Origin of the sequence: Paenibacillus sp. ISL-20, assembly GCF_018613005.1 — a bacterium.
Lineage (GTDB): Bacteria > Bacillota > Bacilli > Paenibacillales > Paenibacillaceae > Paenibacillus_AQ.
Genome location: NZ_JAGGRD010000027.1, coordinates 80,026 through 104,444 on the forward strand (window position 1 = coordinate 80,026; position 24,419 = coordinate 104,444).

Genomic DNA, 24,419 nt, shown 5'->3' on the forward strand with positions numbered 1-24,419 from the left:
CAATAGTAGGTGCATCGATGAATATGAACATACGGACAGGACGAATAGAGGACCTTCAAGAAATCATGGATTTGATAGCCCGCTGTGTTACGGTTATGCAGGCTGGAGGCAGCGATCAATGGGATGATCAGTATCAAACCGAGAGGTGATCGGTGAGGATTTGCAGCGAGGAACATTGTTTGCAGCTGAGCGCGAAGGACGCATCTTGGGGATCGTTGTCCTCGATGAAACGCAGGATGAACAATACCAGACCATTAGCTGGAAGCAGGAAGAGGGACCGCATCTCATGATGCATCGCCTTGCTGTCGATCCGGAAGCACACGGACAGGGTATTGCGCGGAAGTTGGTAGCCTTCTCCGAAGAATATGCCGCGCGAGAGGGTTACACAAGTCTTCGGTTGGATACCTATGCCAAGAATACCGCTGCACTCAAGCTGTATCAAGGATTAGGTTATGACCTGCGGGGAGAAGTCAACTTCCCGGGCAGAACAGCAAGCTTTCCAGTATTTGAAAAGGTACTTGGATAAACAGACCTTGAAAGTAAGTCTGCTGAGGATCAGCGCGTGTGCTGGTCCGCAGCGGACTTTTGTTGTTTTAAGATAAGGAACGATTTCTTGGCTATGGCGATGGGGTCTGTCGAGATACCCATTTTATCTTCTATTTAGATTTTTTTCAAAATAGGTATTGCAATTCGGTGCAGGGATGAGAGATAATGTATTTAGATGAAATTCTAAATAGAAATATGGGTGATGCACATTGGGGTTTCCGGAAACATTCAAAGCGTTGTCTGATCCGGTGAGACGGGACATCCTCGTTATGCTCAAGCGCGGTAAAATGTCAGCCGGAGAGATTGGCCAGCATTTCAATATGACCGGGGCAACTATTTCGTATCATCTATCGCAGCTGAAGAAGGCCGGGCTGATATTTGAAACGAAATATAAAAATTATATTTACTATGAGATCAACGTGTCCGTCTTCGAAGAAGTCATGCTGTGGTTTTCACAATTTAACGGGGGGAAACAAGATGAGGAAAAAGAATAGTTCAATGCTGGTTATAACAACGCTGATATGCTTGCTGCCGATTATTTTATCGATGACGCTGTATAGCCAATTGCCTGAGCAGGTGGCTGTTCACTGGGACGCGGCGGGCAATCCGGATAATTATGTGTCGAAGGCGATTGCGGCGTTTGTGCTTCCGTTGTTTACGGCGGTTATTAACGTCATTATGCATGTAGCGCTTAACAACGATCCTAAGAAAATGAATGCTGCCCCGGTTTTAAGAACGATGGGTCTATGGCTCATCCCCGCGCTGTCTCTCATTCTCATGCCGATCACGCTGTTCAAGGCCATGGGGGCCGAGCTGCCGATCCAGACGATTGCACCGGCTCTCGTGGGCATGCTTCTCGTGGTCACCGGCAATTATTTGCCGAAGAGCAAACAGAATTATACGGTGGGCATCAAGCTGCCTTGGACGCTGAACAGCCAGGATAATTGGAATAAAACGCATCGTTTTGCAGGGTATCTATGGATGGCAGGCGGAGCGTTCATGATCCTGATGGCGTTTCTGAAGGTGAACCTTGCCGTCGCAGTCGTCCCTGTCATTATACTGATTGCAGCGGCTCCAGCGATATACTCATTCTCTTTGCATAAAAAGGGTGTGTAATAACGGGCGGGTTCTCAACCCATAAACTACACGAACTGCCAACAAGCTGACTCCAGGATCGAATGGGTCAGCTTGTTTATTTTACGGCAAAGCGCGAGTCTATCCGTTCGGGAGACCTCCCCCATAGCAGCTATAGGCACTGCGCCGCATAGGGATGGAGCTCATACTTCACGACATGTTTGCCCTGGGACCCGGTTACCGGAATTAGCAGCCCCTTATCGCAAAGAGAATGAAGGAAGCGAAGGGCGGTCCGATGATTCAGACGCAGATGTGTCTTCACATCGATCGGGCGGAGGGGCCGTGCAAGCATGCATGCAAATCGGATGATTTCACGTTCTGTTACCGTGGATACACTTGTTGAATGCGGTTCTGCCAGATACCGGTTTATGACCATCCGCAGGAGCGTCATGCACAGCTCCGGGCGGTGAGCCACATCATCGCAAGCAAATGAAATCACCTGATAACCCATAGCGGATAAAAAGGTTTCCCGATTCAGCTCGTTGCAATATTTCTGCCGGTCCATCTCGGTTGTATGTGTGCTAAATGGTTTAACCTCGATGATCAGCCTCAGATGCGGAGTGATGAAGACGAAGCTGCAATAATAGGATCGTCCGCACCAATCCAGCACCTCGAATTGTGGATGTAAATCGCGAAAATGACCACGCAGCGGCCACCAGACATTTTGGCAAAACAAGGTTTCGGCCTCACCATGCCCTCGTTCCAGAAGACCTCTTCTTTCTCCGGTTCTGTTCCTTAGATGATAATGCATAAATGTCCCATGAGCCTTCTCAAAATCCATCTTACGGTATACCTCCCCATATAAATAAAAAAAGAACGCCCTGGCCTCACTCCAAATAAGGAATGCGCTGGGACGTTCTTCGTCTCTTACCACTCATTATAATCAAAATGTGATCGTTTAACCACAGGATTCTCATGAAAATTACGAGCTCTGCTCGAGCACCGCTTCCCGGGCTCTTTTGCTGCGCAAGCGAAACATGATCCGGCGCAGCAATTTGATGAAATAACCGACCAGAAAAGCCGAAATGACCGTGCCCTCGCGTACGCCTTCAACCGAACCGAAAGCAAACAGAGAGATGACGATGCCAATGGACACCAGGGTCCAGTCGAACATGATCTTAATGTTCCCGAATTCGGCACCGAGCTTTTCAGAGATGACTTTCACGATGCCTTCACCCGGGTTCAGGATCGTATTCGCGATGATTTGAAGATAGATGCCGATCGCGAGAATCATGCAGCCCGTCAGTAACGCCAAAATTTTCATGAAATACACCGTAAAGTTGAGCGAACTTACGATATAAGCCCCCATATCCAGAAACAGGCCAAACAGAACACCGACAAACACTTGCAGATATTGCATCTTGGGAAACTGCTTACCAAGCAGGAGGACCTGGATCACCACAAACAGCAGGCATAACAGGATGGTCATCAGTCCCATGGAGAGGGGGAATTTTAAACTCAGCACATACGGTACGCTGGCAATAGGGGAGGTTCCGATATTGGCTTTGGTCACGAGAGCCGTGCCAAGTCCCATTAAGAATAGACCTACAATGAGGATGATATATCGTTTCATAAGCTGCCTTGTCATGGTTGCATTCCTTCTTCGTTATGATATAGATGGATCCGCCGATACTAAAATCAAAAAATGATAGCAGCTTTCATTATATCACTAAACAACGACAGCGAAGCAGCTGTATAAAAAATGAAATAAAAAAAGCTGAACTCCATCATCGTGGAATTCAGCTTGGCATGCCTTATTTGCCGTACGGATCAATCGTTTGAATGGTGCCGTCCTCATGGTAGGTCAGCTCGGTGAATTTGACGCTGCGTTTGTTGTCCGCTCCCCCGGAGAGGGAGCTATCATGGTAGAAGAGGTACCACTTATCCTGGAACTGAACGATGGAGTGATGGGTCGTCCAGCCGATAACGGGGGTTAGAATTGTGCCTTTGAACTCGAAAGGACCCGTTGGACTTTGACTCGTGCCGTAGACGATTTTGTGTGTTGAACCGGTAGAATAAGAAAGATAGTAGGTTCCGTTGTATTTATGAACCCAAGGTCCTTCAAAATATCTTCGCTCTTCATCCCCTGCAACAATGGGGTTGCCCTTGTCATCGACGATGGATATTTCTTGGGGCGCCTCCTTGAAAGTAAGCATGTCGTCGCTCAGCTCAGCGACCCGCGGTCCGATGGCAGGTGCATCTGCGGCAGGTCCTTCCGCATCCGGAATATGCGATCCGGTCTGCCATTGTTCCAGTTGTCCGCCCCAGAGGCCGCCGAAGTAAATATAGGCCCGGTTATCGTCGTCCACGAATACGGCAGGGTCAATGCTGTAGCTGCCCGGGATGTAATGAGGCTCCGGCTTAAAGGGGCCGGAAGGGGACGAGCTTGTCGCTACGCCAAGACGGAAAATATCGTCATGATCCCTGGCAGGGAAGTATAAATAGTAAGTATCGTTCTTGAAGGCAGCATCCGGTGCCCACATTTGCTTTTTCGCCCATGGAACATCTTTTACATGAAGGGCTTCGCCATGGTCTACGCATGGAGCATTCACATCATCCATTGATAGAATATGGTAATCTTCCATGTCATACTGGTCGCCGTTATCATTGGAGGTATTCTCGTGGTCCAGATCATGGGATGGATAAATATAAATTTTACCCTCGAATACGTGGGCGGAAGGGTCCGCGGTATAGATATGGGTTACGATCGGTTCATTAGGCTGTACGGGTTTGGTCATCACGTTTCCTCCTTGAATCGTTGCATTGTAAGCGCTTGTATTTATTCTATCAGACGCTTTCCTCCCAAAAAACCTAATAAAATTAGGTTTTTCACCTAAAAATATTAGATCTTTTTAGATTGAGGCTCGGTCGGATATAATCAAGCATAGAAATGACAGGAGGTGCATGATGAGAAAATACTTGTCCATCCTCTCGGATATGGAATCCAAAATCTCGGAAGGACAATACCGTCCCGGGCAGAAGCTGCCTTCCGTACGGAGTGCTGCGCTCACGTACGGATGCAGTGTCAGCACCGTGCTGCGAGCCTACGCCGAGCTTGAGAAACGACATGCGATATATTCCGTATCCCAGAGCGGATATTATGTGGTCGACCGTCCGAAAGAGGAAGAAGACGCGAGTGTCAGCACCATGATCGATTTCTCTTCGGCCTCTCCGGATGTGAATGTATTCCCGTATCTGGATTTTCAGCATTGCCTGAACAAGGCGATTGATACCTATAAATATGAACTGTTTACCTATGGCGATCCGCAAGGGATGGAGAAACTGCGCCATACCCTGGTCTCCCATTTGGCAGGAGCTCAAGTGTTCACTGCCGCGGAGAGGATCGTGATTACGGCGGGCGCCCAGCAGGCACTTGAGATTTTGACAAAAATGCCGTTTCCCAGCGGACATTCCGCCATTCTGGTCGAACAGCCAAGCTACAATAACTACTTGCAGTTGTTGGAGAGTGAAGGAGTACCCGTTATCGGAATAACCCGCACGGCAGCGGGAATCGACCTGCAGGCTCTGGAGGGGCATTTCCGATCCGGACATATTAAATTTTTCTATACGATGTCAAGATATCATAATCCGCTGGGCACCTCCTACAGTGCAGAGCAGAGGAAGGCCATTGCTAACCTGGCGGCGAAATATAATGTCTACATTGTGGAAGACGATTATATGGCTGATCTCGGCGAGGAGCGGGGATACGATCCCATCTATGCCTACAACCGAACTTCGCATGTCGTGTATTTGAAGAGCTTCTCGAAGATTATTTTCCCCGGATTGCGCCTGGGAGCCGTCGTCCTGCCGGAACATTTGCTCCAAACGTTTAATGCCCACAGTAGTTATGGGGATACGTCGCTGCTGTCCCAAGCGGCGCTCGAAATTTATATCAGCAACGGGATGTACGAGCGGCACAAACAGAAGATTTATAGCCAGTATGAAACCCGAATGCAAGCCCTGAATGCCGCTTTGCAACGGTACGAGGGAACCGGATTCATTGAAGCCATGCCCGGCGACGGCGGCATATATAAACTGTTTAAGCTGCCGCAGACCGTTAACCTGGAGCGATTGATCAGGCGGCTGCAAGAGCGGAACGTTCATGTGGTGTCCGGCAAGCTGTTTTATCTGTCCGACTACCTTATGCGCGAGAAGTTTATACGTATCAGTATTTCCAGAGCGCGATTGGAACAGATCGAGGAAGGGGTTCGTGTTATAGTGGAAGAAGTAAAGCGAGAGGTCGGAAATCACTGGTAATGCCATATCGTGGAACGAAGGAGCGAGGCTTTTCATGGAGCATAAGGAAAAAGTATACAACACCGCGGTCGAAGCTACGCTGCAGGTCATCGGCGGAAAGTGGAAACCGGTCATTCTATTTCATCTTACCTTCGGTAAAAGACGCAACAGCGAATTTTTAAGCCTGATTCCCAAGATCACGCAAAAAATGCTGACACAGCATCTGCGGGAGCTGGAAGAGGAGGGCATTATATTACGCAAGACGTATAATCAAGTTCCGCCCAAGGTGGAGTATGAATTGACCGAGTATGGCTGGAGCTTAAAGGAAATTCTTCATCTGATGTGCAGATGGGGAGATACGCATATCGAACGGAAGTATGGCGAATCCGCCATGGTGCTGGAGAAGCCGGCATTGGAGGATCCGCATTAAAAGGTATAGTAAATGAAAGAGCCGACTTTGAATCCATAAAGTCGGCTCTTCTATCCTTATGGAATGACTTTACGCCGCCGGAGCTCGTCAAAGATGTTTATGAACATGGCCTCTGTATCGACATACTCATGAAATCCGAAGCGGCGGGCCTTCGAACCGTCAGCAAAGAAATCATAATCCCAGGAGAACACAAAATCACCGAACTTCCAGGAGGAAACCTCTTGATACGTATGCTCCGCAAGTCCATGCTGCTCAACCATACGATTCCAGACCGGCTCTTTATCCGCCATGACCGTTTCCAGATTCATCTGCAAGGGCGGCGCGGTTTCCATGTCAAAGTATTTCGCAATCTTCGGCCATAACTCGTTCCAACGGAACAGGTCCCCGTTCGTGATGTTAAATGCTTGATTGGCGCATCGTTTATCGGTTGCTGCCCATACTGTAGCCTTCGCGAGCAGATCGGCATCGGTCATCTCCAGCAGGCTGTGATAGGCCCCCGGCTTACCTGGAAAACGCAGCGGGATGCCGAGCTCTTTCGAAATCGAGGCATAGACGGCAATGACCATCGCCAGATTCATCGGGTTTCCAAGGGCGAAGCCGCTGACAACGGATGGACGCAGGGCTGACCAGGTCCAAGCTTTGCCTTGCTGCCGTTCCTCGAGGAAGTTCTGCTGATCGATATTGAACTCTGGCGGCATATGGCTGGCATCCGACTCCCGTGCTGGCGTCTTGAATGGACCGAGATGAGCACCGTATACCTTGTAGCCCTGCATCAGGCTGACATGCTGCAAATTGGGAGCAATCGGCTCGATAGCTTCCACTACATGGACGAGCATCGCCAGATTCGGTGCAACGAGCTCGGCCCACGTTGGCCGGTCCTGATAGGCCGCATAGAAGATGTGCGTCACTTCCGTTAAGTGACTTAATTTGGCGATCGTATCCTCGCGATCAAGCAGGTCGGCTGATATATAACGAACTCGGTTCGTTGATTCCCCGCCTCGGCGCGATACACCAATAATATCCCAATCGGGAAGCGTCGCAAGGTATTCGATGAGGTTGCGGCCGATCACCCCGTTTGCTCCTACAACCAAAGCCGTCTTTTGCGAATAATGTGAATGTTGATCCGTATTCATAAATTCATCTCCTAACGACATGTTCTTGATTAATGTCATTTTGCACGTTAGGGTTCGGCTTGAGAAGTACGCACTTTGAAGTGACCTAGTTACTTTTTGGTAATGTTTAAGCAATGCCAACCACATAAATCTAAGGGGATACGAAGCTAGTTTTGAATGATAAACAAAACTTTGAGGATCGGGCTAGAGAAAAATAGTCCCTTCTTGAATTCCAAGAAGGGACTATTGCTTTTTAAACTATTAGTTTTTTCTATGAGAAGATCTGAAATTAAACGTATGGTTTTATTTCTTTTTGATAAAAGTCATATAATTGATTAACGGAACAACTGGACAAGATATGACTGACCCGTTCAATTTTCTCGCGCTTCCAATCAAACCATCGCATTTCCTTTAACTTTTCAATTTCTTCTTCCGCAAAGCGTTTCCTTATCTCTTTAGCAGGGTTACCGCCTACGATAGTATATGGTGGGACATCTTTTGCAACTACCGAACCAGCCGCTACAATGGCGCCTTCGCCTATGGTCACACCTGGCATAATCATGGCATTCATTCCAATCCAGGCATCACTTTCGATGACTGTATCGCCTTTTGGTAGGTAAGAAGTTTCAATCTGCTCCACAAACGGATATACGGTTATCCATTCAGGATGATGATTGTGATTTCCACCCATTAAAATAACTACACCACTTGCAATGCATACGTAGTTTCCAATAATCAATTTATCTATATGCCAACCATGGTCTTCGATGGGGTTAAACAACCTTCTGGATTTTTCATCTCCCCATAGGTATCTAACACACCCATCTTCAAAATCATGATGATCGTAATAACCAGAATAGTAAGAGTATTCCCCTACTTGAATCATGGGGTTGGTGACAATATCCTTTAAATACTTAATTTCGGACCAGTGTTCAAACGAATGTTGTTTCATTCTTTTTCTCCTCGCTTCTAAGTAGAATAAATCATGATTTACTCAGAAGCTTAGTGCAATAGCTACATTCTTAAACCTTTTCAAACGACGAACCATCGTCCTCATCCTTTTCCTGTTTGTTGGTGAGATTGTAACAAACGTATTATCTTTTCGTCAAACACGCAGTTTGAATATACAGTGAATTTTTGGCTCATTCATTACGCCTGCTCATTTTCTTGTCTCAGATGGCAACTTGCCAGAGAGGCTTTTTTAATTTAAATCTAATGGATCTTGATTTTTTTATTTTTCGACAGCATATTGAAACATGCCTTCTCCATATACTTTGCTATCAAGTCAATAAAGATGGTTGTCTTTAAGTGTGCGGAAGGGTGGGATATGGTTTGTCAGATCCTTTTGTAGTTCGATCATTAGACGAAATACGTTTTTGGTCACGCATTATGAAAGAACATTCCTTTTTTCTGCGGCTAGGATTTAGATGTGAAGACACGCAGTTAATTAATGAGGCTAATCAATTTCATGCAATCTTTGAAGAGATTGAAAGAAGATCACATTCATATCGTGCAGATACGGATCCACAAACGATTCGACAGTTTAATTCAGAAGTTCACAATGCGGCTGCACACATTTGGGCGTTTAAGAGAAAGGTGCTTGGGCTTATACTGCGGTGCCAGCTTCCTGGAGGAACAAATTTCCCTCTGCTTGTAGATCATATTAGCCGAGAAGCAAATTACTTTAAGAATCGGCTGGAGGAACTTAATAACGGAAGACTTGAACCATTACCTGATGCGATTATCGATGAAAATGTCTTTTTCCTGAAAATCATGGCTGACCATGCAAAATTTATAGGTCATCTGCTTGATCCATCGGAGCGGAAATTAGTGGAACAAGCAAGGGAGTTTAGCCAAGATTTTGATACGCTGATGTATCAAGCCATTGACTTAAGTTCCATGCGTCCACAATCGCAAACCCATCCATTACTAAGTCAATTTGTTGATGAAAACCGCGTTTCAGTCAAATCATTACGAGATTTTAAGAAGACTGCACGCGACTTGATCGAGGAGTGTCGAATCAAAAGTATCATTCATCCCTTATTAGCAGATCACGTTTTTCGTGAGGCTGAACGATTCTTATTTATCCTTGACATGTTCGATCGGTCATTGTCTGGCATGAAGGTTAACAAGAAAGAAATCATGCATTAAGAAAAGGGAGGTTTATTTGATGGAAATACCAATAACCGGTTTTATTGTTCATTCCAATGACTCCGATTCGGAACACTCGCATCAACTCTTTCTTACATCTTGGGATGGAAGACCCGTTAATGTTCATGTTCATCCCTTTAAAGGAGATACATCCTTTGATGTTGGACATTTCCACCATTACGTGGGTGTAACTGAACCAGCTCCAAGTGGCGTTCCACACGTCCATAATTATCATGCCCAAACATCATTTAATGACCAACACAAGCACATGATTAGAGGAACAACTGGCCCCGCCATTCCCTTGGCAGGCGGCGGGCACTATCATTATTTTGAAGGCTATACCACAGTAGATGGCAGGATTCCACATGCTCATCGGTATAGTGGAAACACGGGTAATGAACAAGCAGGTTCTTGAGCCAATGGAGATCCTTGCTTTGGCAGAGTCCAAAAAAGACTTCCGGTTCGTAAGCGTAAGCCGGAAGTCTTTTTAAAGTAAAGGAATATATCTCGCAAAAAAACGACTAGATGTAAGAAAGAAACAGGGTGGCGATACCAAAGTAGATGACAAGCGATAGGATATCGTTAATGGTTGTAATTAACGGCCCCGAGGCTACTGCCGGATCAATTTTGAATTTGAATAGAATGAGCGGAATGATGGTACCTGCCATGGTTCCCACAATGAGGGTTGCAATCAACGAGCTTCCGACCACAAACCCCAGATAGAGATTGCCCTGCCAGAAGTATGCGATCAAGGATATCAGGATGCCGCATGTGACCCCGATCATCAAGCCGACCTTTAGCTCTCTCGCTAACAGTCGGTACACCAGCGACTTCGTCATTTCTTTCGTGGTCAGGCCGCGTACAATGACAGCAAGCGACTGTGTACCGGTATTGCCGGTCATTCCTGCAATCATGGGCATGAAGAAGGCTAGCGCCACAACCTGTGACAGCGTCTCTTCAAATCTGGAAATGATCGTTCCCGAGATCAGACCGATGAATAAGAGCAAGATTAGCCATGGCAATCTTCGAAAGGCGGCAACGGTTGCTTTGGTGTTGAAGTCGATGGATTTGCCCCCGGTGGCGTTCATTTTGCGAATATCCTCATCGGCTTCCTTGATGACGACGTCGAGAATATCGTCAACCGTAATGATGCCTACAAGCCTGTTATCCTGTTCAACAACGGGGATGGCGACGAGATCGTATTTTTGGATAATCTGGGCGACTTCCTCCTGATCGGCATCCACAGGTACGGACAGAACCCGGCTGTGCATGATATCCACCATATATTCATCCGGCTCAGCCAAAATGAGTCCGCGGTAGGACACCACGCCCATCAGCTTTTTGTCTTGGTCAATGACGTACAGATAGTTGATCGTTTCTGAAATGGAGACGTAGGTTTTCAGCTTCTGGACTACCTCCGATACGGTGTAATGCTGGGGAATCCACACATAACGGTTCGTCATGATTCGGCCCGCAGTTTCCGGCGGGTATTTCATCAGGTTCTGGACAAATTGGGATTCCTCGTCCCGCATTCCCTTGAGGAATTCGTCTTTCTGCTCGGGAGACAGCTCGTCAAGCAGAATGGCGAGGTCGTCGTTATCCATCAAGTCCAGGATGATGGCTGTTTTTTCTTTGCCCAGTTTACCCAAAACCTCGATTTGCTGGTCATGCTCCATTTCCTGAATCATATCGGCCAGCTGTTCCTCGTTCAGAAACTGCAGAAATCGGGTTTGGTCTGTATCGCTGAGATGGCTATGTATTCTGGCCAGGTCATAAGGCAGAAATTCATCGATCATTCGCTGAAAGTCATTTGGTGTTTTTGCTTTCAGGCTCTCTATAATGTCCGGCATCCATTGCTCCAGTGTCCGAGTATTCACGCCGACAATCCTCCTTTCTGATTCCGTTCTATTATAGCAAAATGTTTACGTATTATAGGGTTCACCATAACGACTTGTTATTAAACAGTCAGGATACGGCAAGTGAATGAAAATAAGGTCTATAGACGAAAAAAAGAGTCTGCAGCAAGAGTTGCAAACGGTTGCAATTTCAAATAAGATATAGGCGCACAAATCTACGAGTAGGAGTGAATATATGAAGTACAGACGTCTCGGGAAAACGGATCTGAAAGTATCGGTTGTCGGTGTGGGAACCTGGCAGTTTGGCGGTGATTGGGGGAAGGATTTCAATCAAAAGGAAGTTGATGCCATCTTAACGCATGCGAAGGAACTTGGCATTAATCTGCTCGATACAGCCGAATGTTATGGGCCTCATCATATGTCCGAGAATTTCATCGGCGATTTCTTGTCGCGCGGCCGCCGCGAGGATTGGGTCATTGCCTCGAAGTTTGGTCATCGATGGCATGAGCAATGGGAGAACGCTTGGGATGCGAAGCAGATCCGAATTCAGCTGGAGGAATCACTTAAAGCGCTTCGTACCGATTACATCGACCTGTATCAATTCCATTCCGGCTCGGATGAAGTGTTCAACAATGATGATATGTGGACGATGCTGGACAAGCAGGTTCAGGCGGGAACCATCCGTAATCTGGGCATTTCCATTGGTAGCAACAAAAATATTTATCAAACCGACAAGGCTGCGGAGGTTAATGCCAAAGCCATTCAGGTCGTGTATAACCGTCTGGACCAAGCTCCGGAGGAAGAGGTTCTTCCTTCATGCATGAAGCAGGATCTTGGCGTATTGGCGCGAGTTCCGCTTGCGAGCGGGTATTTAAGCGGAAAGTATAAGCCGGGGACGGTCTTCAGCGATAAAGTGCGCAAGAACCGTGACCAGGACGAGATTAATGCCAAGCTGAAGCTTGTTGAAGAGATTAAGCAGAACGAAGTGCCGGAGGGCGTGAATATGGCTGAATGGGCGCTGGCCTGGTGTTTGAAGCATCCTGCGGTCAGCTGTGTCATTCCCGGCTGCAAGAGCGTCGAGCAGGTGGAGATGAACGCAAGAGCCGTGGAGCTGGATCTGGTCCAGGACGACCATCCGGGTTCGTGGAGGGAATAAAACGCTTATAATGGCCGAACGGTCATGATCAGCGGCTTTGAATCTAGGCATGTATAATATAAAAATCGTAAAAAGCCACTTTGCTAAGTGGTTTTTTTTCGTTAGATTATGAACTTTCATGACAAATTGGGAATCGTATTTAGTAATAGGTTATAAATATGATAGAGTAGTTTTATGGAATGAAGATCGTGGGAGGAACCAGATGAAACCGATTAATAAACTTAGCGTTCAAGATGATTTTGTTGGATTTTACTTGCTGAAAGAATTAAATATGAGACAGACCAACGGCACGCCACCGAAAGATTATTTTGACATTATTCTCTCGGATGCGAGCGGCCAGATTTCGGCCAAGTACTGGGATGTGACCATTCAGGATAAAGAAACGTTCCTGCCGATGCAATTAGTCAAAATCCAGGGAACCGTGCTGAGCTACCGGGATCAGCTTCAAGTCAAAATCAGCCGAATCCGTAAGACAACGGATGAGGATGGCGTTTCCTTGACCGATTTTGTGAGGGCTGCGCCAATCCGTCCCGTGGATCTGTTACATACGATCAAACTTACGATGAATGAGATTACGGAGCCGCAGGTACGAAGCATCGTGCAGTATTGTGTGTCGAAGGTGGAAGAGAAACTGATGCATTATCCGGCTGCCAAAACCTATCATCATGCTTACTTTGCCGGACTTGCCTATCATATTGTCCGCATGCTGGAGATAGGCGATTTCATCTGCAAGCAGCGGCCGTTTCTGAATCCGGATTTGATCAAGGCCGGCATTATCCTTCATGATATCGCGAAGCCGGAAGAAATGATCGCCCAGATGGGCATCGTTACGGACTACAGCAACCAGGGAAAACTGATCGGACATATCGCCCTGGCATCCAACTGGATCGTGGAAGCCGCCATTCAGAATGACATCGCGCTAGAATCCGAAGTGATACTGGGATTGCAGCATCTCGTACTTTCCCATCATAACCTGGGAGAGTGGGGGAGCCCGGTTCAGCCGCAAACGGCTGAAGCCGTTGCGCTGCACCATATCGACCTGCTGGATGCCAAGCTGCAGATGGTAGAGGATGCCCTGGATACGACGCTTGAAACGGAGCCATGGACACCGATGATCCGCGGACTCGATAATAAGGCGATTTATCGGTTGAAGGTATAACAATTGAGGCATCCCCCGATCCATTGGATCGTGAAGGATGCCTCTTTATGGTGCTTGGGGAAGCTTATGATGCTTGGATCGGTAGGGTAAACCGCACCGTCGCCCCGCGAGGTGGGGTGTTCTCGGCAGAAATATGCCCTCCATGGTGCTGAATGAGAAGTTTGGCGATATACAGCCCCAGACCGGAATGCCCTTTTTGTCTGGAGGAAGGATGATCCCCTTGATAAAACTGCTTAAATACCTGCTGCAGATCTTGCTGCTGCCCAAAGCCTGCTCCATTATCCGTCACAGCCATCATCACCTGCTGCTCGGTGATTTCGATCCTCCATAGAATCTGTCCGGCTTCAGGGGTATATCGAATGCTGTTCGAAACGAGATTATCCAGAACCTGCATGATGCGATAGGGATCCAGGATGACGGGCTTCTTGTTCATTCGTTTATCATTGATCTCTATATGGAAGGTTATGTTCTTATTGCTGCATAAAGCGGCATATTCCATGGTTTTATCATCCGCTAATTCTTCGATATCCACGGGAAGCGGTTGAAGCCGAAAAGATACCTTTTCAATTTCTGCGATGGTGTTCATATCCTGAAGGAGTTTCGAAGCACGTGTCGTGTTGCGTTTGATGACTTGCAGATATTGCGATCGTTTAGCTTCATAAGACTCCCCGTTCATCTGCTCCAAGCCCTCAACATGTCCTTGAATAATCGTAAGCGGTGTCCGAAGGTCGTGAGCGAGAGCCGCAAACATGGTGCTTCTATCCTGCTCCAATCTCCATTCCCGCTCGATGGATTGCTCCAGCTCCTGACGCATGTCCTCAAAAGCATTCGTAAGCTGATTAACTTCCGTTATGGATGATGTCCCTGTCATGGAAAAGTGTAAATTTCGCTCTTTAATCTGTTCGGCTCCTTGCAGAAGCTGCTGCAGCGGGGTGCTGATCTTGCGGCTGAATCGCCTTCCGAATATCAGAGTGAACAAGATGATATACAGAAAAGGCGTCAGAACAAAGGCCAGGGTCCCAGAGGTTAGCCAGGGATTCAGCGCCGGATTGGCTGCCGTCACCTTCAGGTTATATCCAAGCAGAAGAGCTCCTGCAAGATCTCCGTCACTGGAGACAACCGGAATGTATTTAACGACTTGATTCATGCTGCTGCGCGTCTGGTTCAAGCGTGCCAGTATCTTTTGCCGGCTAAGCGATTCTTTTAGAGTAAGATCACCATATAAGGGTTGGCCGGTAAGGGATACAACCAGGTAGGACATGCCCTGCGAGGGGATCACCTTTTCCAATTCGGCTTGTCCTTGCATGCTCATGACAGAATCGCCCCGGTCTACCGCGTACTCCGAAATAACAGGGATCTGAGCTTCGTAATGATTCGCCGGGAGCACGATGTCATGGTTGAACAAGTACCCAAGCAGCATGACGAGCAGTCCCCAGGTTACAAGCGTAGCCAGCAAGCTGCAGGCCAGAATGGAGACGAAATGGCGGGCGAACGTGTTTTTGATGGAACGCTGTTTCATCATTTGGGATCCCACTTGTAGCCAATGCCCCATACGGTTTGAATATAGCTGCGGTCCTTGGCGTGGGCGGCCAGCTTGGCCCGGATTTTCTTGATATGCTCGGTAATGGTAGCGTCGTCCCCCTCAGCGTCAAACCCCCATAACTTCTCGTAAATCTGTTCTCTGGAAAAGACCTGCCCCTGATGCATCGCCAGCAGTTCTACGATCTGATACTCCTTATTTGTAAGAGCGATGTTGTGCCCGCTGCAGGTAACGGCATGTCCCTTGCAATCAATCATCAGGGATTGGAATCGCAGGACGCCTTGTTCTTTTTGCGCGTGGATTCTCTGTTCTCGCCGCAGATGGGCATGGATTCTGGCTTTCAATTCCGCGAGGCTAAAGGGCTTGAGCAGATAATCGTCCCCGCCAGCAGCGAGCCCTCGAATCCGGTCCATTTCACTTTGGCAAGCACTCAAGAACACAATGGGACACTGCGTCCTTTCCCTAAGCTGCTCGCAGACCTCAATGCCGTTCATCTCGGGCATCATCACATCGAGGATGATCAGGGACGGCTGCTGCTCGCTCTGGATTAGCGCCTCCCGTCCACTTCCGGCAGTCAGTACGTGATAGCCTTCCAGTTCCAGCGCGTCTTGTATAAAAGCAAGGATTTCCTCCTCGTCATCCACCAATAGGATCGTTTCATTTGCCATATTTATTACATCCTCCGAAAAATAGCTATTAAAAAAGGGTCTATCTAGTTAGTGTACACGTCATTTCTAAAGAATGAATAAAGAAAGTAAGTAAGATTACTTGAAGTTTATAATTGCCCAACCTTCAACGGAGCAGGCGGAATCGTTCTGGAGAAGCGGCAGCGGTCGCCTGAAAGCTTTCCAAAGGAAAGCTGGCATTGGAAGCAAACACTGCATCCGGATTTCAACCATTCTTTAATGGATAGATAGAAATCTGGGGGCAACAGCGACCGGAAGAATGATCCGCATGCGCAGTGATGCTTAAGCTACTGAATACTTACAGTTCAATATAAGTTTCTTTATCCTTTCTTTATGATTGTACCTTAACCTGAAGGCACAATGATAAGGAGGTACGATGATGGCAACGAATTCACAGCCAAGAATAAGGCTCATTGACAGCTTGAGGGGATTTGCATTATTAGGCATCTTTTTGGTTAACATTACGTTTTTTACAACATCGCTTCAAACGATTTCGTTCGGGGTCGAATTATGGTCAGGCTGGTACAATGAAGTCCTGATGCTGTTGCGCGGCATTGTAATTGACGGCAAATTTATTTTGATTTTCTCTTTCCTGTTTGGTTTTGGTATGGTGTTGTTACAGGAGAGCAGTCAGGCCAAAGGCCGAAGCTTTAACCGTATCTATACTCGCAGGTTAACGGCTTTGCTTCTGATCGGTCTGATTCATGGCATTCTGATTTGGTACGGAGACGTTCTGACCCACTATGCACTCATGGGTTTTCTGCTGATGCTGTTTCAGCGCTGCAAGCCGAGAACGCTGCTGATCTGGTCACTGTCCCTGCTGCTGCTCGTTCCCGTCCTGCTGACAGGAGCAAGTCTGCTGAGCTCTTCGGCCGGACAGGTCTTTGAGTCGTTGAGTCAGGCGGATGCGCATCAGATGGGGATCTATTTCCAGGAGCGGGATGCAGCGATATACGGAGAGGGGACGATGACCCAGATCATCGCTCAGCGGCTGAATGATTACATCAGCTCCATTTTGAATATGGTGGTCTTCTACCCGCAAGTATTAGGGATGTTCCTGATGGGTGCCTACTTCTGCAAGCGCCGTATTTTGCACGAGGTCCAGAAGCACCGGAAGGGGATCATCAAATTGGTCGTCATTGGCGGAAGTTTGGGTCTTGTCCTTCAACTCGTGATGTCGCTAGCGGATGGACTTCCATCCTGGGGCGAGGCAGTAGCCTTATTCGTTGGGGCACTACTCTTGGCCCTGGGCTATATCGGCGTGTTTGCACTTTTATACCAGAATACATCGTGGCAGAAGGTGCTGGATTTATTTTCTTATCCCGGAAAAATGGCCTTCACCAACTATTTGCTTCAATCGATCCTGTGCGGATTGATCTTTTACAGCTACGGATTAGGGTGGTACGGAACGATCGAACCGATCTGGCAGATGGTGATGGTTGTCGTCATTTTTGCTCTGCAAGCGATCTTCAGCAGAGTCTGGTTAAAACGGCTTCCGATCGGACCATTCGAATACATTTGGCGCCTGTTTACGTATTGGGGAAATCCGGTGAAACAGGGGCAGAAGGTGAATGTTCGTCTCTGACATGAAGCCCGCTTTTATAAAACTTCACTGCATCAAAGCACCCAAGCTTTAAATAAAACTCTTGCAATTTCAATCCGGGCTGTATTACAATGCTTCTTAATTAACGAACACGATATGTTAAAACAAGCGATGATGGAAAGAGTAAGCGAAAGAACGTTCCTGACAGGAAAGGGCTGCCACCGACTGAGAGCGCCCGGGCGAAGGTTCTCCGCTGAAGTTCATTCCGGAGCTGGTATGCTGATAATCTGCATGTTCTGTGCGGATGGTAGGTTTACCCGTAACCCTTGCGTTAAGAGGTTCAAGTGAGATGTGTTTGCTTTTTTCGGCATATCTAATAAGGGTGGTACCACGACTCCTCGTCCCTTTCCGGGCGGGGGGTCTTTTTGTTTTTATAAACTAGAAAAATAGGTGAGGGAGAGATTTCAGATGAGTCAAGGACGTTTGGAACAATTAAGATCGGAGCTTGATGCCGTTAATCTTCAGCTGCTGGAGCTGTTGTCGGAGCGGGCGCGAATCGCCCAGGAGATCGGTCAGGAGAAGCAAAAGCAGGGAGTGCCTGATTTTGATCCGGTACGTGAGAAAAAAATGTTGGACACTCTGGTGGAGCATAACCAAGGTCCTTTCGATAATGAAACCGTGCGTCATTTATTTAAACAGATTTTCCAGGCATCCTTGAAGCTGCAGCAAGTCGATCACAAGAAGCATTTGCTGGTGAGTCGGAAGAAGAAACAGGAGGATACACTGATTCAACTGGGCAGCACCATCATTGGTGGTGGCACGCCGGTCATGATCGCAGGACCATGCTCGGTTGAGAGTTATGAGCAAGTACGCCAGGTTGCGGCTGCCCTTAAGGAAGCGGGCATAACCGTCATGCGCGGCGGCGCGTTCAAACCGAGAACATCGCCTTACGATTTTCAGGGCTTGGGCATTGAAGGCCTGAAAATTTTGAAGGAAGTGGCGTCCGAGTTCGGCCTGAAGACGATCAGCGAAATCGTGGATCCTGCGCATATCGAGCTTGCGTGCGAATACATTGACGTCATTCAGATCGGCGCGCGGAACATGCAGAATTTTGAGCTGTTAAAAGCGGCGGGGGATGTTCAGACCCCGGTGCTGTTGAAACGCGGTCTTGCAGCTACGATCGATGAGTTCGTGCACGCTGCGGAATACATCGTGTCCCGTGGCAATACGCAAGTGATGCTGATTGAACGCGGCATTCGGACGTACGAGAAGGCGACAAGAAACACCTTGGACATCTCGGCGGTTCCGATTCTGAAACAGGAAACACATCTTCCAGTACTGGTGGACGTGACCCATTCCACAGGCCGTAAGGACATCCTGGCCCCTTGTGCCAGAGCGGCTCTCGCTGCTGGGGCAGACGGCGTGATGGTTGAAGTTCATCCCGATCCGGCTACGGCGTTGTCCGATGCAGCGCAGCAGCTGAATATTCCGGAATTCCATGATTTCCTGGCGAATGTGAAGAAGTCCGGATTGCTGTAACCCATGCGTTCTTTTGCTTTTGGAAGATAAAGGGTTGACAAAACGCTTCTCTTTCCTTAAGATAGTTATCAAAATTCATATCGAAATGTTTTGATTAGAAATAGTAAAAGCGTAATGACTTTTCAGAGAGCCGTTGGCAGGTGTGAAACGGTAATGTCGTTCCCTTTGAACTCGTCTATGAACAGCTGCCTGATCATGTAGGGTTAGCCGGAGTTCCACCGTTATAGGGATAGATGGTGATGGCCATCGAAGAAGATCATTTTGCATAAAAATGAATTAGAGTGGTACCGCGGGTCCAACCCCGCCTCTATACGTAGAGGCGGGGTTTTTTGTTGGTTAAATTCCGGGTTTAACCAACCCCGCTTGATATAAATGAACGAAAATGAACGATCGATTATCGAGGAGGAATATCAGATGGAACGTAACATTATCGTATTGGACACGACTTTGCGCGACGGAGAGCAGGTTCCGGGCGCGAAACTGAACGTACAGCAAAAGATCGAGTTTGCGCAGCAGCTAAAGCGGCTGAACGTCGATATTATCGAGGCGGGTTTTCCCGCGTCTTCGGCAGGGGATTTTCAAGCGGTTCAGGAAATCGCCCGAACCGTAGGCGATAGTGTCTCGATCACCGCACTTGCACGCGCGGTGAAGGGCGATATCGATGCCGTATATGAAAGCATTAAGCTTGCGCAAAATCCGCTGATTCATATCGTACTCGGCACCTCGAACATTCATGTGGAGAAGAAATTCAACCGCTCCAAGGATGCGGTGCTCCAAATGGGTGTTGATGCGGTGAAGTATGCCAAAACGCTGCTGCCTCATGTACAGTATTCAACCGAGGATGCATCCAGGTCCGATTTTGAATATCTGTGGACAACGATCGAAGCCGTCGTGAAGGCCGGAGCAACGATGATTAACGTGCCGGATACGGTCGGTTATGCCGTTCCGGATGAGTTTGGCGAATTGATCCGCAAAATCAACGAGCGCCTGAAGAATCTGAACGACCAGGTTATTCTCAGCGTTCACTGCCATAACGATCTTGGGCTTGCTACGGCGAATACGCTCAGCGCAGTGAGAAACGGCGCTCAAAAAGTAGAATGTACGATCAATGGTTTAGGGGAGCGCGCAGGCAATACGTCGCTTGAAGAAGTGGTCATGGGACTCAAAGTCCGGGAGAATCACTTTAAGGCCTCCACCAATATCCGGCTCAAGGAGCTGATTAGAACCTCCAGGCTGCTGACGCATTTGACGGGCCTGGATGTGCAGGTGAATAAGGCGATTACGGGCGAGAATGCCTTTGCGCACTCTTCCGGCATCCATCAGGATGGATTGCTTAAGGATAAGCAGGTTTACGAAATTATGTCGCCGGAGGAAGTTGGCGCTGACAGCATGGAGTTGATCCTGACTGCGCGATCCGGAAGACATGCGTTCAAGAATGCAGTGGAGAAGCTTGGCTTCGAGACAGGCGAAGGCGAAGATTTTGAAGCGCTGTTTGAGAAATTCCTGCAGCTTGCCGATGCTAAGAAGGAAGTATATGATCATGACGTTTTTTATCTGGTGACCCAGCATCGTACCCATGAAGAAGTCAGCAGTCATCTGTATGAGCTGGATTCGTTCCAGGTTGTGACCAATGATCTGTATCCGACGGCAACCGTGAAGCTGAAAAAAGGCAGTGAGACGTTCAGGGACAGCATGGTGGGGGATGGCCCAATTGATGCGTTGTACAGCGCCATGAAAGCGTTGGTCGGTTTGGACGTACAGTTAAAGGATTACAAAATCAACAGTCTGTCCAGAGGAAAAGAAGCCATCGGCCGGGTAAACATTCGAATCGAATATCAGGGCAAAATCTATTCCGGGCGCGCGATGGATACGGATATTATTAAGGCGAGCGCGTTGGCTTTTCTTAACGGGATTAACGCGGTATTGCTTGATACCAGCCACGATACGCAGGTGCAAGAGCCGGCAAGAGAATTATAATTAATGCCGTCATTGGGATCGTTGATGGTTGATTTGATAAGCTAAGGAAGCTCGGTACGTTCACTAATGGGCAAGTCATTAAGGCAACATAAAGCTGTTGCGGAGCTAAGTACCCCATGCTATTTCTAATGTAGAAGTGGGGTATTTGGCCGTCCGTAAAGGATAACATTTGGAACGAACAACACTTATTGACCGAACGTTACAAAATGTATATAATGAGCTGGAAGCCTTAGGAAAGGAGCCAATCACCTTGAGAAGAGTATGCAGGGGCATGTTGTTGCAACGACGAAATGGTACGTTACGATATGTAGTAATTTAGAGAGGCATGATTTTTTTGAATATTTTTGTACTGAATAGTAAAAAATGTTTTATGTGAAAGCGAAAATCCAGCTATAGATGGTTGGAGTTATTGCGCTTACTTTTGTACCAAAAGTTACAAAACTATTAAATCATTATGATAGGAGTTGTTCCCATTGCCATTTTCCATTTATATATTAGGTTTAATGATCTTCTCGATGACGACCTCTGAGTTTATGGTAGCAGGCATTATGCCTTCGCTTTCAGCAGAATTCGGCGTTTCGGTTGCAGCCATCGGTTATCTCATTACCGCTTATGCTGTCGGCATGATTATAGGAGGACCGCTGCTGACGGTGGGGCTTTTGAAGGTGCCGCGCAAACTGGCTTTTATGATCTTGGCTGCCATCTTCCTTGTCGGTCAGACGCTGGGCGCTGTCGCGTCCACATATGAAGTAATGATGGTGGCCAGAGTGATCACGGGCATCTCCTCTGCGGCGGCGTTCGGCGTATCGCTTGCGATTTGCTTTTCCCTCGTCGGTCCGGAGTCGCGTGGAAGGGCGGCGTCGATCGTCCTCGGCGGTTTAATGGTTGCAACGGCGATCGGACTTCCGCTGGCGATGTGGATCGAGCAACTGCTCGGTTGGCGTGCCAGCTTCTGGGCCGTGGTGGTTCTGGTGTCGGTATCCGGTTTGGTAGGGCAGTTTACGATCCCGTCGTTACCCAGACCTGAATCGGCCGGCATCCGGGGAGAGTTTGTCGCCTTCAAGAATCGCCATTTATGGGCTGCATATGCTACTAGCATGCTGATTATCGGAGCTACCTTTGCTGCATTCAGTTATTTCTCGCCGATCTTAACCGATCTTGCCGGCTTTGGCGCTCAGGCGGTTCCGATCCTGCTTGGCGTTTACGGCGTGGCAACGGTGCTTGGCAACATGGTCACCGGCAGGCTGGCGGATCATTATATGATGCAGATCCTCACCATTGGGTTGGTCGCTCTAGCCGCGGCTTTAGTGGTATTCGGATTGTTTGTGCACAGCCAGGCGATCGCTATGATTGCGGTTGTGATCGTAGGTTTGGCGGGTGTGCCCATGAACCCGGCCATGGCGAGCCGGGTCACCCGGATTGCCGATACGGGATCGCTTGTTACGACGGTGCATGGGTCCGTTATCAGCCTCGGCGTTGTTGTTGGTTCCTCCATGGGAGGGATGACGATTGATGCCGGTTATGGCTTGGCATCGCCTCTGTGGGTTGGCGCACTGCTGGCTGTTCTCGGCCTGCTGTCCCTGCTGCCAGCCGCGCGAGGTGGAAGAAAGGCACAGTCTCTGTCATCCGATCAATGATGGATCACCTGAAACCACCAGCTCCGATTATAACGGGAGCTGGTGGTTTCTAATTTTCAGCTGAACTGCTGAGTGATCCCCGCCATAAACTCCTCCTCCGAGGCCTTGCTTCGCAAATCCATCAAGAAATGAGCATCTGCTCCGGATAAATAGCGGAAACGGGAGGATGCATCTGTAGCTGCTTCGTAAATGGTTTCCGCGATTAACTCCGGTGTGGAGACGTTGTCGAAGCTGGCCATTTGTTTTTGCATGACCGTTTTCGTATACGCTGCATAAGCATCAAGCGAAGGATCTGATAACAGATCCAATGAACGTCCGGTAAAGTCTGTCGCAACGTTTCCGGGCTCTACAACTTTCACCTTAATATTCTGTGCAGCCAGCTCATAAAACAAGGACTCCGAGAACCCTTCTATAGCCCACTTGCTCGCATGGTATAAAGACAGGAGAGGAAAGGCTACTCTGTATGGCTTGGGTTGTCTGGAGGATACCAAATACGTTGACATCAAACTGCTTTCTTATCTGTTCATCCGTCGCGGCTTCAAATGCGCCAATGGCTGCGTAGCCTGCATTGTTCAGCAGCACATCGATTTTACCGAATTGCCGAATCCCCTCAGCGACGGATGCTTCAATTGTTTCCTTACGCACAACATCCAGTCTTGTAACGAGCATACGCTTTCTTTGAATGAACTCCATTTCGTTCTCCGGCGAACGCATGGTTGCGATGACATTCCAGCCTCGCTCCCAAAAATACTGTGCGGTTCCTCTTCCGATTCCTGAAGAAGCGCCTGTAATTAAAATTGTTCTCATGGCTTATTCCTCCTCAATTCTCACTTGCAAGGAAATTATACAACGGATATTAAACAAAGTAAACTAAATTAATTAAATTAGTAAAGTTAATAAAGTTAATAAATATAATTCAAATGGTTATGGATCTCTTTCATGCGTTATAATGAAGAGTAGAACGGGAGGGGGAGTTCTAGAGGTGAAAAAGGCGGTAAGTATAGAACAATATATTGAGAAGATAAAGCCTGTACTGAGAAAAACGAAGTTCAGCCAATTGAAAATAGATGATATTGCACATCATATGGACATCAGTAAAGTAACGCTGTATAAGCATTTTTCTTCCAGAGATGATGTCATTCAGGTGGTGGTTGAGCATTACATCGACTATCTGCTTCGGGCAGATTTCATGGTTCAGGATGAGAAGATTCTTTTTGCCGATCGCTTTCAGAAAACGTACGAGCAGTCTCTGAGATGCGTGATTTACGTGTCGGATCTTTTCCTGCAGGATCTTAAAGAGTCCTATCCGCAGTTATTTGACCGACTGTGGGCAGCCCAGCAAACCCGCAACAAAAATCTCGAGGCATTCTTCGAAGCCGGAATGGACCAGGGCATATTTAATCGGATGAACGCGGCGTTGTTCATGGTTCAGGACGATGCGGTTCTCCGTCGTATTTTGGACCCGCTATTCTCGATCCAGTATGATCTCACGTTAAAACAGGCGCTGATGGATTTTTACCAGTTAAAAAAATACCAGCTGTTCCAGCCAGAACATCTCGATTCCGTGCGGGATGCGAAAATGGAGCAGGAGATCATGCAAATCTTGCAGATGATATCATAGGAACCCATGTTGGACTGGATAAACAACCATTTGAAATGAGCTCCACGGCTAAACGGCAGAAATGCCGTTTTTTTATTTAGGCTTTAGCCGGTTGAG

At 47.8% G+C, this 24,419-nt stretch carries 24 protein-coding genes, 1 pseudogene and 1 other annotated feature; of the genes and pseudogenes, 15 read left to right on the forward strand and 10 right to left on the reverse strand.

What is annotated here, in order from left to right; all coding sequences use genetic code 11:
* Positions 1–23: 23 nt before the first annotated feature.
* The 4 genes from J7E85_RS34600 (at position 24) to J7E85_RS17635 (ending at position 1,662) form a co-directional block, all read left to right on the forward strand.
* On the forward strand, positions 24–149 hold the full coding sequence (locus tag J7E85_RS34600; protein ID WP_285228827.1) for a hypothetical protein: 126 nt from the start codon (positions 24–26) through the stop codon (positions 147–149).
* Positions 146–526 (forward strand): GNAT family N-acetyltransferase, encoded by a 381-nt coding sequence (locus J7E85_RS34085; protein ID WP_353049525.1) that lies wholly within the window; start codon positions 146–148, stop codon positions 524–526. Before J7E85_RS34600 ends, J7E85_RS34085 begins: the two co-directional genes overlap by 4 nt.
* A 229-nt stretch (positions 527–755) precedes the next feature.
* A complete protein-coding gene (locus J7E85_RS17630; protein WP_215159936.1) occupies positions 756–1,040 on the forward strand; it encodes an autorepressor SdpR family transcription factor in 285 nt (94 codons plus the stop codon).
* Positions 1,024–1,662, forward strand: coding sequence for an SdpI family protein (locus J7E85_RS17635; protein ID WP_215159938.1), 639 nt, complete (start codon positions 1,024–1,026; stop codon positions 1,660–1,662). Before J7E85_RS17630 ends, J7E85_RS17635 begins: the two co-directional genes overlap by 17 nt.
* Before the next feature lie 130 nt (positions 1,663–1,792).
* Here the strand turns inward: J7E85_RS17635 and J7E85_RS17640 are convergent, their stop codons facing one another.
* The 3 genes from J7E85_RS17640 to J7E85_RS17650 form a co-directional block, all read right to left on the reverse strand.
* Positions 1,793–2,461, reverse strand: a complete 669-nt coding sequence (locus J7E85_RS17640; RefSeq protein ID WP_215159940.1) for a hypothetical protein — start codon at positions 2,459–2,461, stop codon at positions 1,793–1,795.
* Positions 2,462–2,602: 141 nt separating this feature from the next.
* Positions 2,603–3,253: a YczE/YyaS/YitT family protein gene (locus tag J7E85_RS17645; protein ID WP_251035805.1), complete on the reverse strand. Its 651-nt coding sequence runs from the start codon at positions 3,251–3,253 to the stop codon at positions 2,603–2,605.
* 181 nt (positions 3,254–3,434) lie between these two features.
* A complete protein-coding gene (locus tag J7E85_RS17650) occupies positions 3,435–4,418 on the reverse strand; it encodes a glycoside hydrolase family 43 protein (RefSeq protein WP_215159943.1) in 984 nt (327 codons plus the stop codon).
* A 169-nt stretch (positions 4,419–4,587) separates the two neighbouring features.
* Here J7E85_RS17650 and J7E85_RS17655 point away from each other — a divergent pair, with 169 nt between their 5' ends.
* Both J7E85_RS17655 and J7E85_RS17660 read left to right on the forward strand, forming a co-directional pair.
* Positions 4,588–5,937: an aminotransferase-like domain-containing protein gene (locus J7E85_RS17655; protein ID WP_215159946.1), complete on the forward strand. Its 1,350-nt coding sequence runs from the start codon at positions 4,588–4,590 to the stop codon at positions 5,935–5,937.
* Positions 5,938–5,971: 34 nt separating this feature from the next.
* On the forward strand, positions 5,972–6,346 hold the full coding sequence (locus J7E85_RS17660) for a winged helix-turn-helix transcriptional regulator (protein ID WP_215159948.1): 375 nt from the start codon (positions 5,972–5,974) through the stop codon (positions 6,344–6,346).
* A gap of 56 nt (positions 6,347–6,402) precedes the next feature.
* On the opposite strand, the gene J7E85_RS17665 is transcribed toward J7E85_RS17660, so the two are convergent.
* Positions 6,403–7,479, reverse strand: a complete 1,077-nt coding sequence (locus J7E85_RS17665; protein WP_215159950.1) for an SDR family oxidoreductase — start codon at positions 7,477–7,479, stop codon at positions 6,403–6,405.
* Positions 7,480–7,747: 268 nt separating this feature from the next.
* Positions 7,748–8,410 (reverse strand): CatB-related O-acetyltransferase, encoded by a 663-nt coding sequence (locus tag J7E85_RS17670; RefSeq protein ID WP_215159951.1) that lies wholly within the window; start codon positions 8,408–8,410, stop codon positions 7,748–7,750.
* A 437-nt stretch (positions 8,411–8,847) separates the two neighbouring features.
* Here J7E85_RS17670 and J7E85_RS17675 point away from each other — a divergent pair, with 437 nt between their 5' ends.
* Positions 8,848–9,609, forward strand: a complete 762-nt coding sequence (locus J7E85_RS17675) for a DUF2935 domain-containing protein (RefSeq protein ID WP_251035806.1) — start codon at positions 8,848–8,850, stop codon at positions 9,607–9,609.
* A 19-nt stretch (positions 9,610–9,628) separates the two neighbouring features.
* The gene (locus tag J7E85_RS17680) at positions 9,629–10,024 is read left to right on the forward strand and encodes a YmaF family protein (RefSeq protein WP_215159955.1); all 396 of its coding nucleotides are present in this window, start codon (positions 9,629–9,631) and stop codon (positions 10,022–10,024) included.
* A gap of 106 nt (positions 10,025–10,130) precedes the next feature.
* On the opposite strand, the gene mgtE is transcribed toward J7E85_RS17680, so the two are convergent.
* The gene (mgtE, locus tag J7E85_RS17685) at positions 10,131–11,486 is read right to left on the reverse strand and encodes a magnesium transporter (protein ID WP_215159956.1); all 1,356 of its coding nucleotides are present in this window, start codon (positions 11,484–11,486) and stop codon (positions 10,131–10,133) included.
* A 214-nt stretch (positions 11,487–11,700) separates the two neighbouring features.
* Between mgtE and J7E85_RS17690 the strand changes: the two genes are divergently transcribed.
* Together J7E85_RS17690 and J7E85_RS17695 are read left to right on the forward strand one after the other, a co-directional pair.
* Complete coding sequence (locus J7E85_RS17690) at positions 11,701–12,621, forward strand: aldo/keto reductase (RefSeq protein WP_215159959.1); 921 nt, start codon at positions 11,701–11,703, stop codon at positions 12,619–12,621.
* A gap of 202 nt (positions 12,622–12,823) precedes the next feature.
* Entirely contained in the window at positions 12,824–13,780 is a 957-nt protein-coding gene (locus tag J7E85_RS17695; RefSeq protein WP_215159961.1) for a 3'-5' exoribonuclease YhaM family protein, read from the forward strand.
* A 64-nt stretch (positions 13,781–13,844) separates the two neighbouring features.
* On the opposite strand, the gene J7E85_RS17700 is transcribed toward J7E85_RS17695, so the two are convergent.
* Together J7E85_RS17700 and J7E85_RS17705 are read right to left on the reverse strand one after the other, a co-directional pair.
* On the reverse strand, positions 13,845–15,302 hold the full coding sequence (locus J7E85_RS17700) for a HAMP domain-containing sensor histidine kinase (protein ID WP_215159963.1): 1,458 nt from the start codon (positions 15,300–15,302) through the stop codon (positions 13,845–13,847).
* Positions 15,299–15,988, reverse strand: coding sequence for a response regulator transcription factor (locus J7E85_RS17705; RefSeq protein WP_215159965.1), 690 nt, complete (start codon positions 15,986–15,988; stop codon positions 15,299–15,301). Before J7E85_RS17705 ends, J7E85_RS17700 begins: the two co-directional genes overlap by 4 nt.
* Positions 15,989–16,385: 397 nt before the next feature.
* Between J7E85_RS17705 and J7E85_RS17710 the strand changes: the two genes are divergently transcribed.
* The 4 genes from J7E85_RS17710 (at position 16,386) to J7E85_RS17725 (ending at position 22,702) form a co-directional block, all read left to right on the forward strand.
* A complete protein-coding gene (locus tag J7E85_RS17710; RefSeq protein WP_215159967.1) occupies positions 16,386–17,591 on the forward strand; it encodes a DUF418 domain-containing protein in 1,206 nt (401 codons plus the stop codon).
* Between the two features lie 426 nt (positions 17,592–18,017).
* The gene (locus J7E85_RS17715) at positions 18,018–19,088 is read left to right on the forward strand and encodes a bifunctional 3-deoxy-7-phosphoheptulonate synthase/chorismate mutase (protein ID WP_215159969.1); all 1,071 of its coding nucleotides are present in this window, start codon (positions 18,018–18,020) and stop codon (positions 19,086–19,088) included.
* A gap of 81 nt (positions 19,089–19,169) precedes the next feature.
* Positions 19,170–19,400 (forward strand) — a binding site (T-box leader).
* Positions 19,401–19,502: 102 nt separating this feature from the next.
* On the forward strand, positions 19,503–21,065 hold the full coding sequence (locus J7E85_RS17720) for a 2-isopropylmalate synthase (RefSeq protein WP_215159971.1): 1,563 nt from the start codon (positions 19,503–19,505) through the stop codon (positions 21,063–21,065).
* 473 nt (positions 21,066–21,538) lie between these two features.
* The gene (locus J7E85_RS17725; RefSeq protein WP_215159973.1) at positions 21,539–22,702 is read left to right on the forward strand and encodes an MFS transporter; all 1,164 of its coding nucleotides are present in this window, start codon (positions 21,539–21,541) and stop codon (positions 22,700–22,702) included.
* Between the two features lie 56 nt (positions 22,703–22,758).
* On the opposite strand, the gene J7E85_RS34865 is transcribed toward J7E85_RS17725, so the two are convergent.
* Both J7E85_RS34865 and J7E85_RS34870 read right to left on the reverse strand, forming a co-directional pair.
* Positions 22,759–23,061, reverse strand: a complete 303-nt coding sequence (locus tag J7E85_RS34865) for a Rossmann-fold NAD(P)-binding domain-containing protein (RefSeq protein ID WP_353049527.1) — start codon at positions 23,059–23,061, stop codon at positions 22,759–22,761.
* A 15-nt stretch (positions 23,062–23,076) separates the two neighbouring features.
* Positions 23,077–23,509: pseudogene (locus J7E85_RS34870) on the reverse strand (SDR family NAD(P)-dependent oxidoreductase); the annotation flags it as partial.
* 142 nt (positions 23,510–23,651) lie between these two features.
* Here J7E85_RS34870 and J7E85_RS17735 point away from each other — a divergent pair.
* The gene (locus tag J7E85_RS17735; RefSeq protein ID WP_215159975.1) at positions 23,652–24,323 is read left to right on the forward strand and encodes a TetR/AcrR family transcriptional regulator; all 672 of its coding nucleotides are present in this window, start codon (positions 23,652–23,654) and stop codon (positions 24,321–24,323) included.
* The last annotated feature ends 96 nt before the right edge of the window (positions 24,324–24,419 follow it).

Excerpts from the sequence above, each read along its gene's own strand:
- J7E85_RS34600 (WP_285228827.1), top strand. The coding sequence starts at position 24 with ATGAACATACGGACAGGACGAATAGAGGACCTTCAAGAAATCATGGAT.
- J7E85_RS17635 (WP_215159938.1), top strand. The coding sequence starts at position 1,024 with ATGAGGAAAAAGAATAGTTCAATGCTGGTTATAACAACGCTGATATGC.
- J7E85_RS17640 (WP_215159940.1), bottom strand. The coding sequence starts at position 2,461 with ATGGATTTTGAGAAGGCTCATGGGACATTTATGCATTATCATCTAAGG.
- J7E85_RS17645 (WP_251035805.1), bottom strand. The coding sequence starts at position 3,253 with ATGAAACGATATATCATCCTCATTGTAGGTCTATTCTTAATGGGACTT.
- J7E85_RS17650 (WP_215159943.1), bottom strand. The coding sequence starts at position 4,418 with ATGACCAAACCCGTACAGCCTAATGAACCGATCGTAACCCATATCTAT.
- J7E85_RS17655 (WP_215159946.1), top strand. The coding sequence starts at position 4,588 with ATGAGAAAATACTTGTCCATCCTCTCGGATATGGAATCCAAAATCTCG.
- J7E85_RS17660 (WP_215159948.1), top strand. The coding sequence starts at position 5,972 with ATGGAGCATAAGGAAAAAGTATACAACACCGCGGTCGAAGCTACGCTG.
- J7E85_RS17665 (WP_215159950.1), bottom strand. The coding sequence starts at position 7,479 with ATGAATACGGATCAACATTCACATTATTCGCAAAAGACGGCTTTGGTT.
- J7E85_RS17670 (WP_215159951.1), bottom strand. The coding sequence starts at position 8,410 with ATGAAACAACATTCGTTTGAACACTGGTCCGAAATTAAGTATTTAAAG.
- J7E85_RS17675 (WP_251035806.1), top strand. The coding sequence starts at position 8,848 with ATGAAAGAACATTCCTTTTTTCTGCGGCTAGGATTTAGATGTGAAGAC.
- J7E85_RS17680 (WP_215159955.1), top strand. The coding sequence starts at position 9,629 with ATGGAAATACCAATAACCGGTTTTATTGTTCATTCCAATGACTCCGAT.
- J7E85_RS17690 (WP_215159959.1), top strand. The coding sequence starts at position 11,701 with ATGAAGTACAGACGTCTCGGGAAAACGGATCTGAAAGTATCGGTTGTC.
- J7E85_RS17695 (WP_215159961.1), top strand. The coding sequence starts at position 12,824 with ATGAAACCGATTAATAAACTTAGCGTTCAAGATGATTTTGTTGGATTT.
- J7E85_RS17700 (WP_215159963.1), bottom strand. The coding sequence starts at position 15,302 with ATGATGAAACAGCGTTCCATCAAAAACACGTTCGCCCGCCATTTCGTC.
- J7E85_RS17705 (WP_215159965.1), bottom strand. The coding sequence starts at position 15,988 with ATGGCAAATGAAACGATCCTATTGGTGGATGACGAGGAGGAAATCCTT.
- J7E85_RS17710 (WP_215159967.1), top strand. The coding sequence starts at position 16,386 with ATGGCAACGAATTCACAGCCAAGAATAAGGCTCATTGACAGCTTGAGG.
- J7E85_RS17715 (WP_215159969.1), top strand. The coding sequence starts at position 18,018 with ATGAGTCAAGGACGTTTGGAACAATTAAGATCGGAGCTTGATGCCGTT.
- J7E85_RS17720 (WP_215159971.1), top strand. The coding sequence starts at position 19,503 with ATGGAACGTAACATTATCGTATTGGACACGACTTTGCGCGACGGAGAG.
- J7E85_RS17735 (WP_215159975.1), top strand. The coding sequence starts at position 23,652 with ATGAAGAGTAGAACGGGAGGGGGAGTTCTAGAGGTGAAAAAGGCGGTA.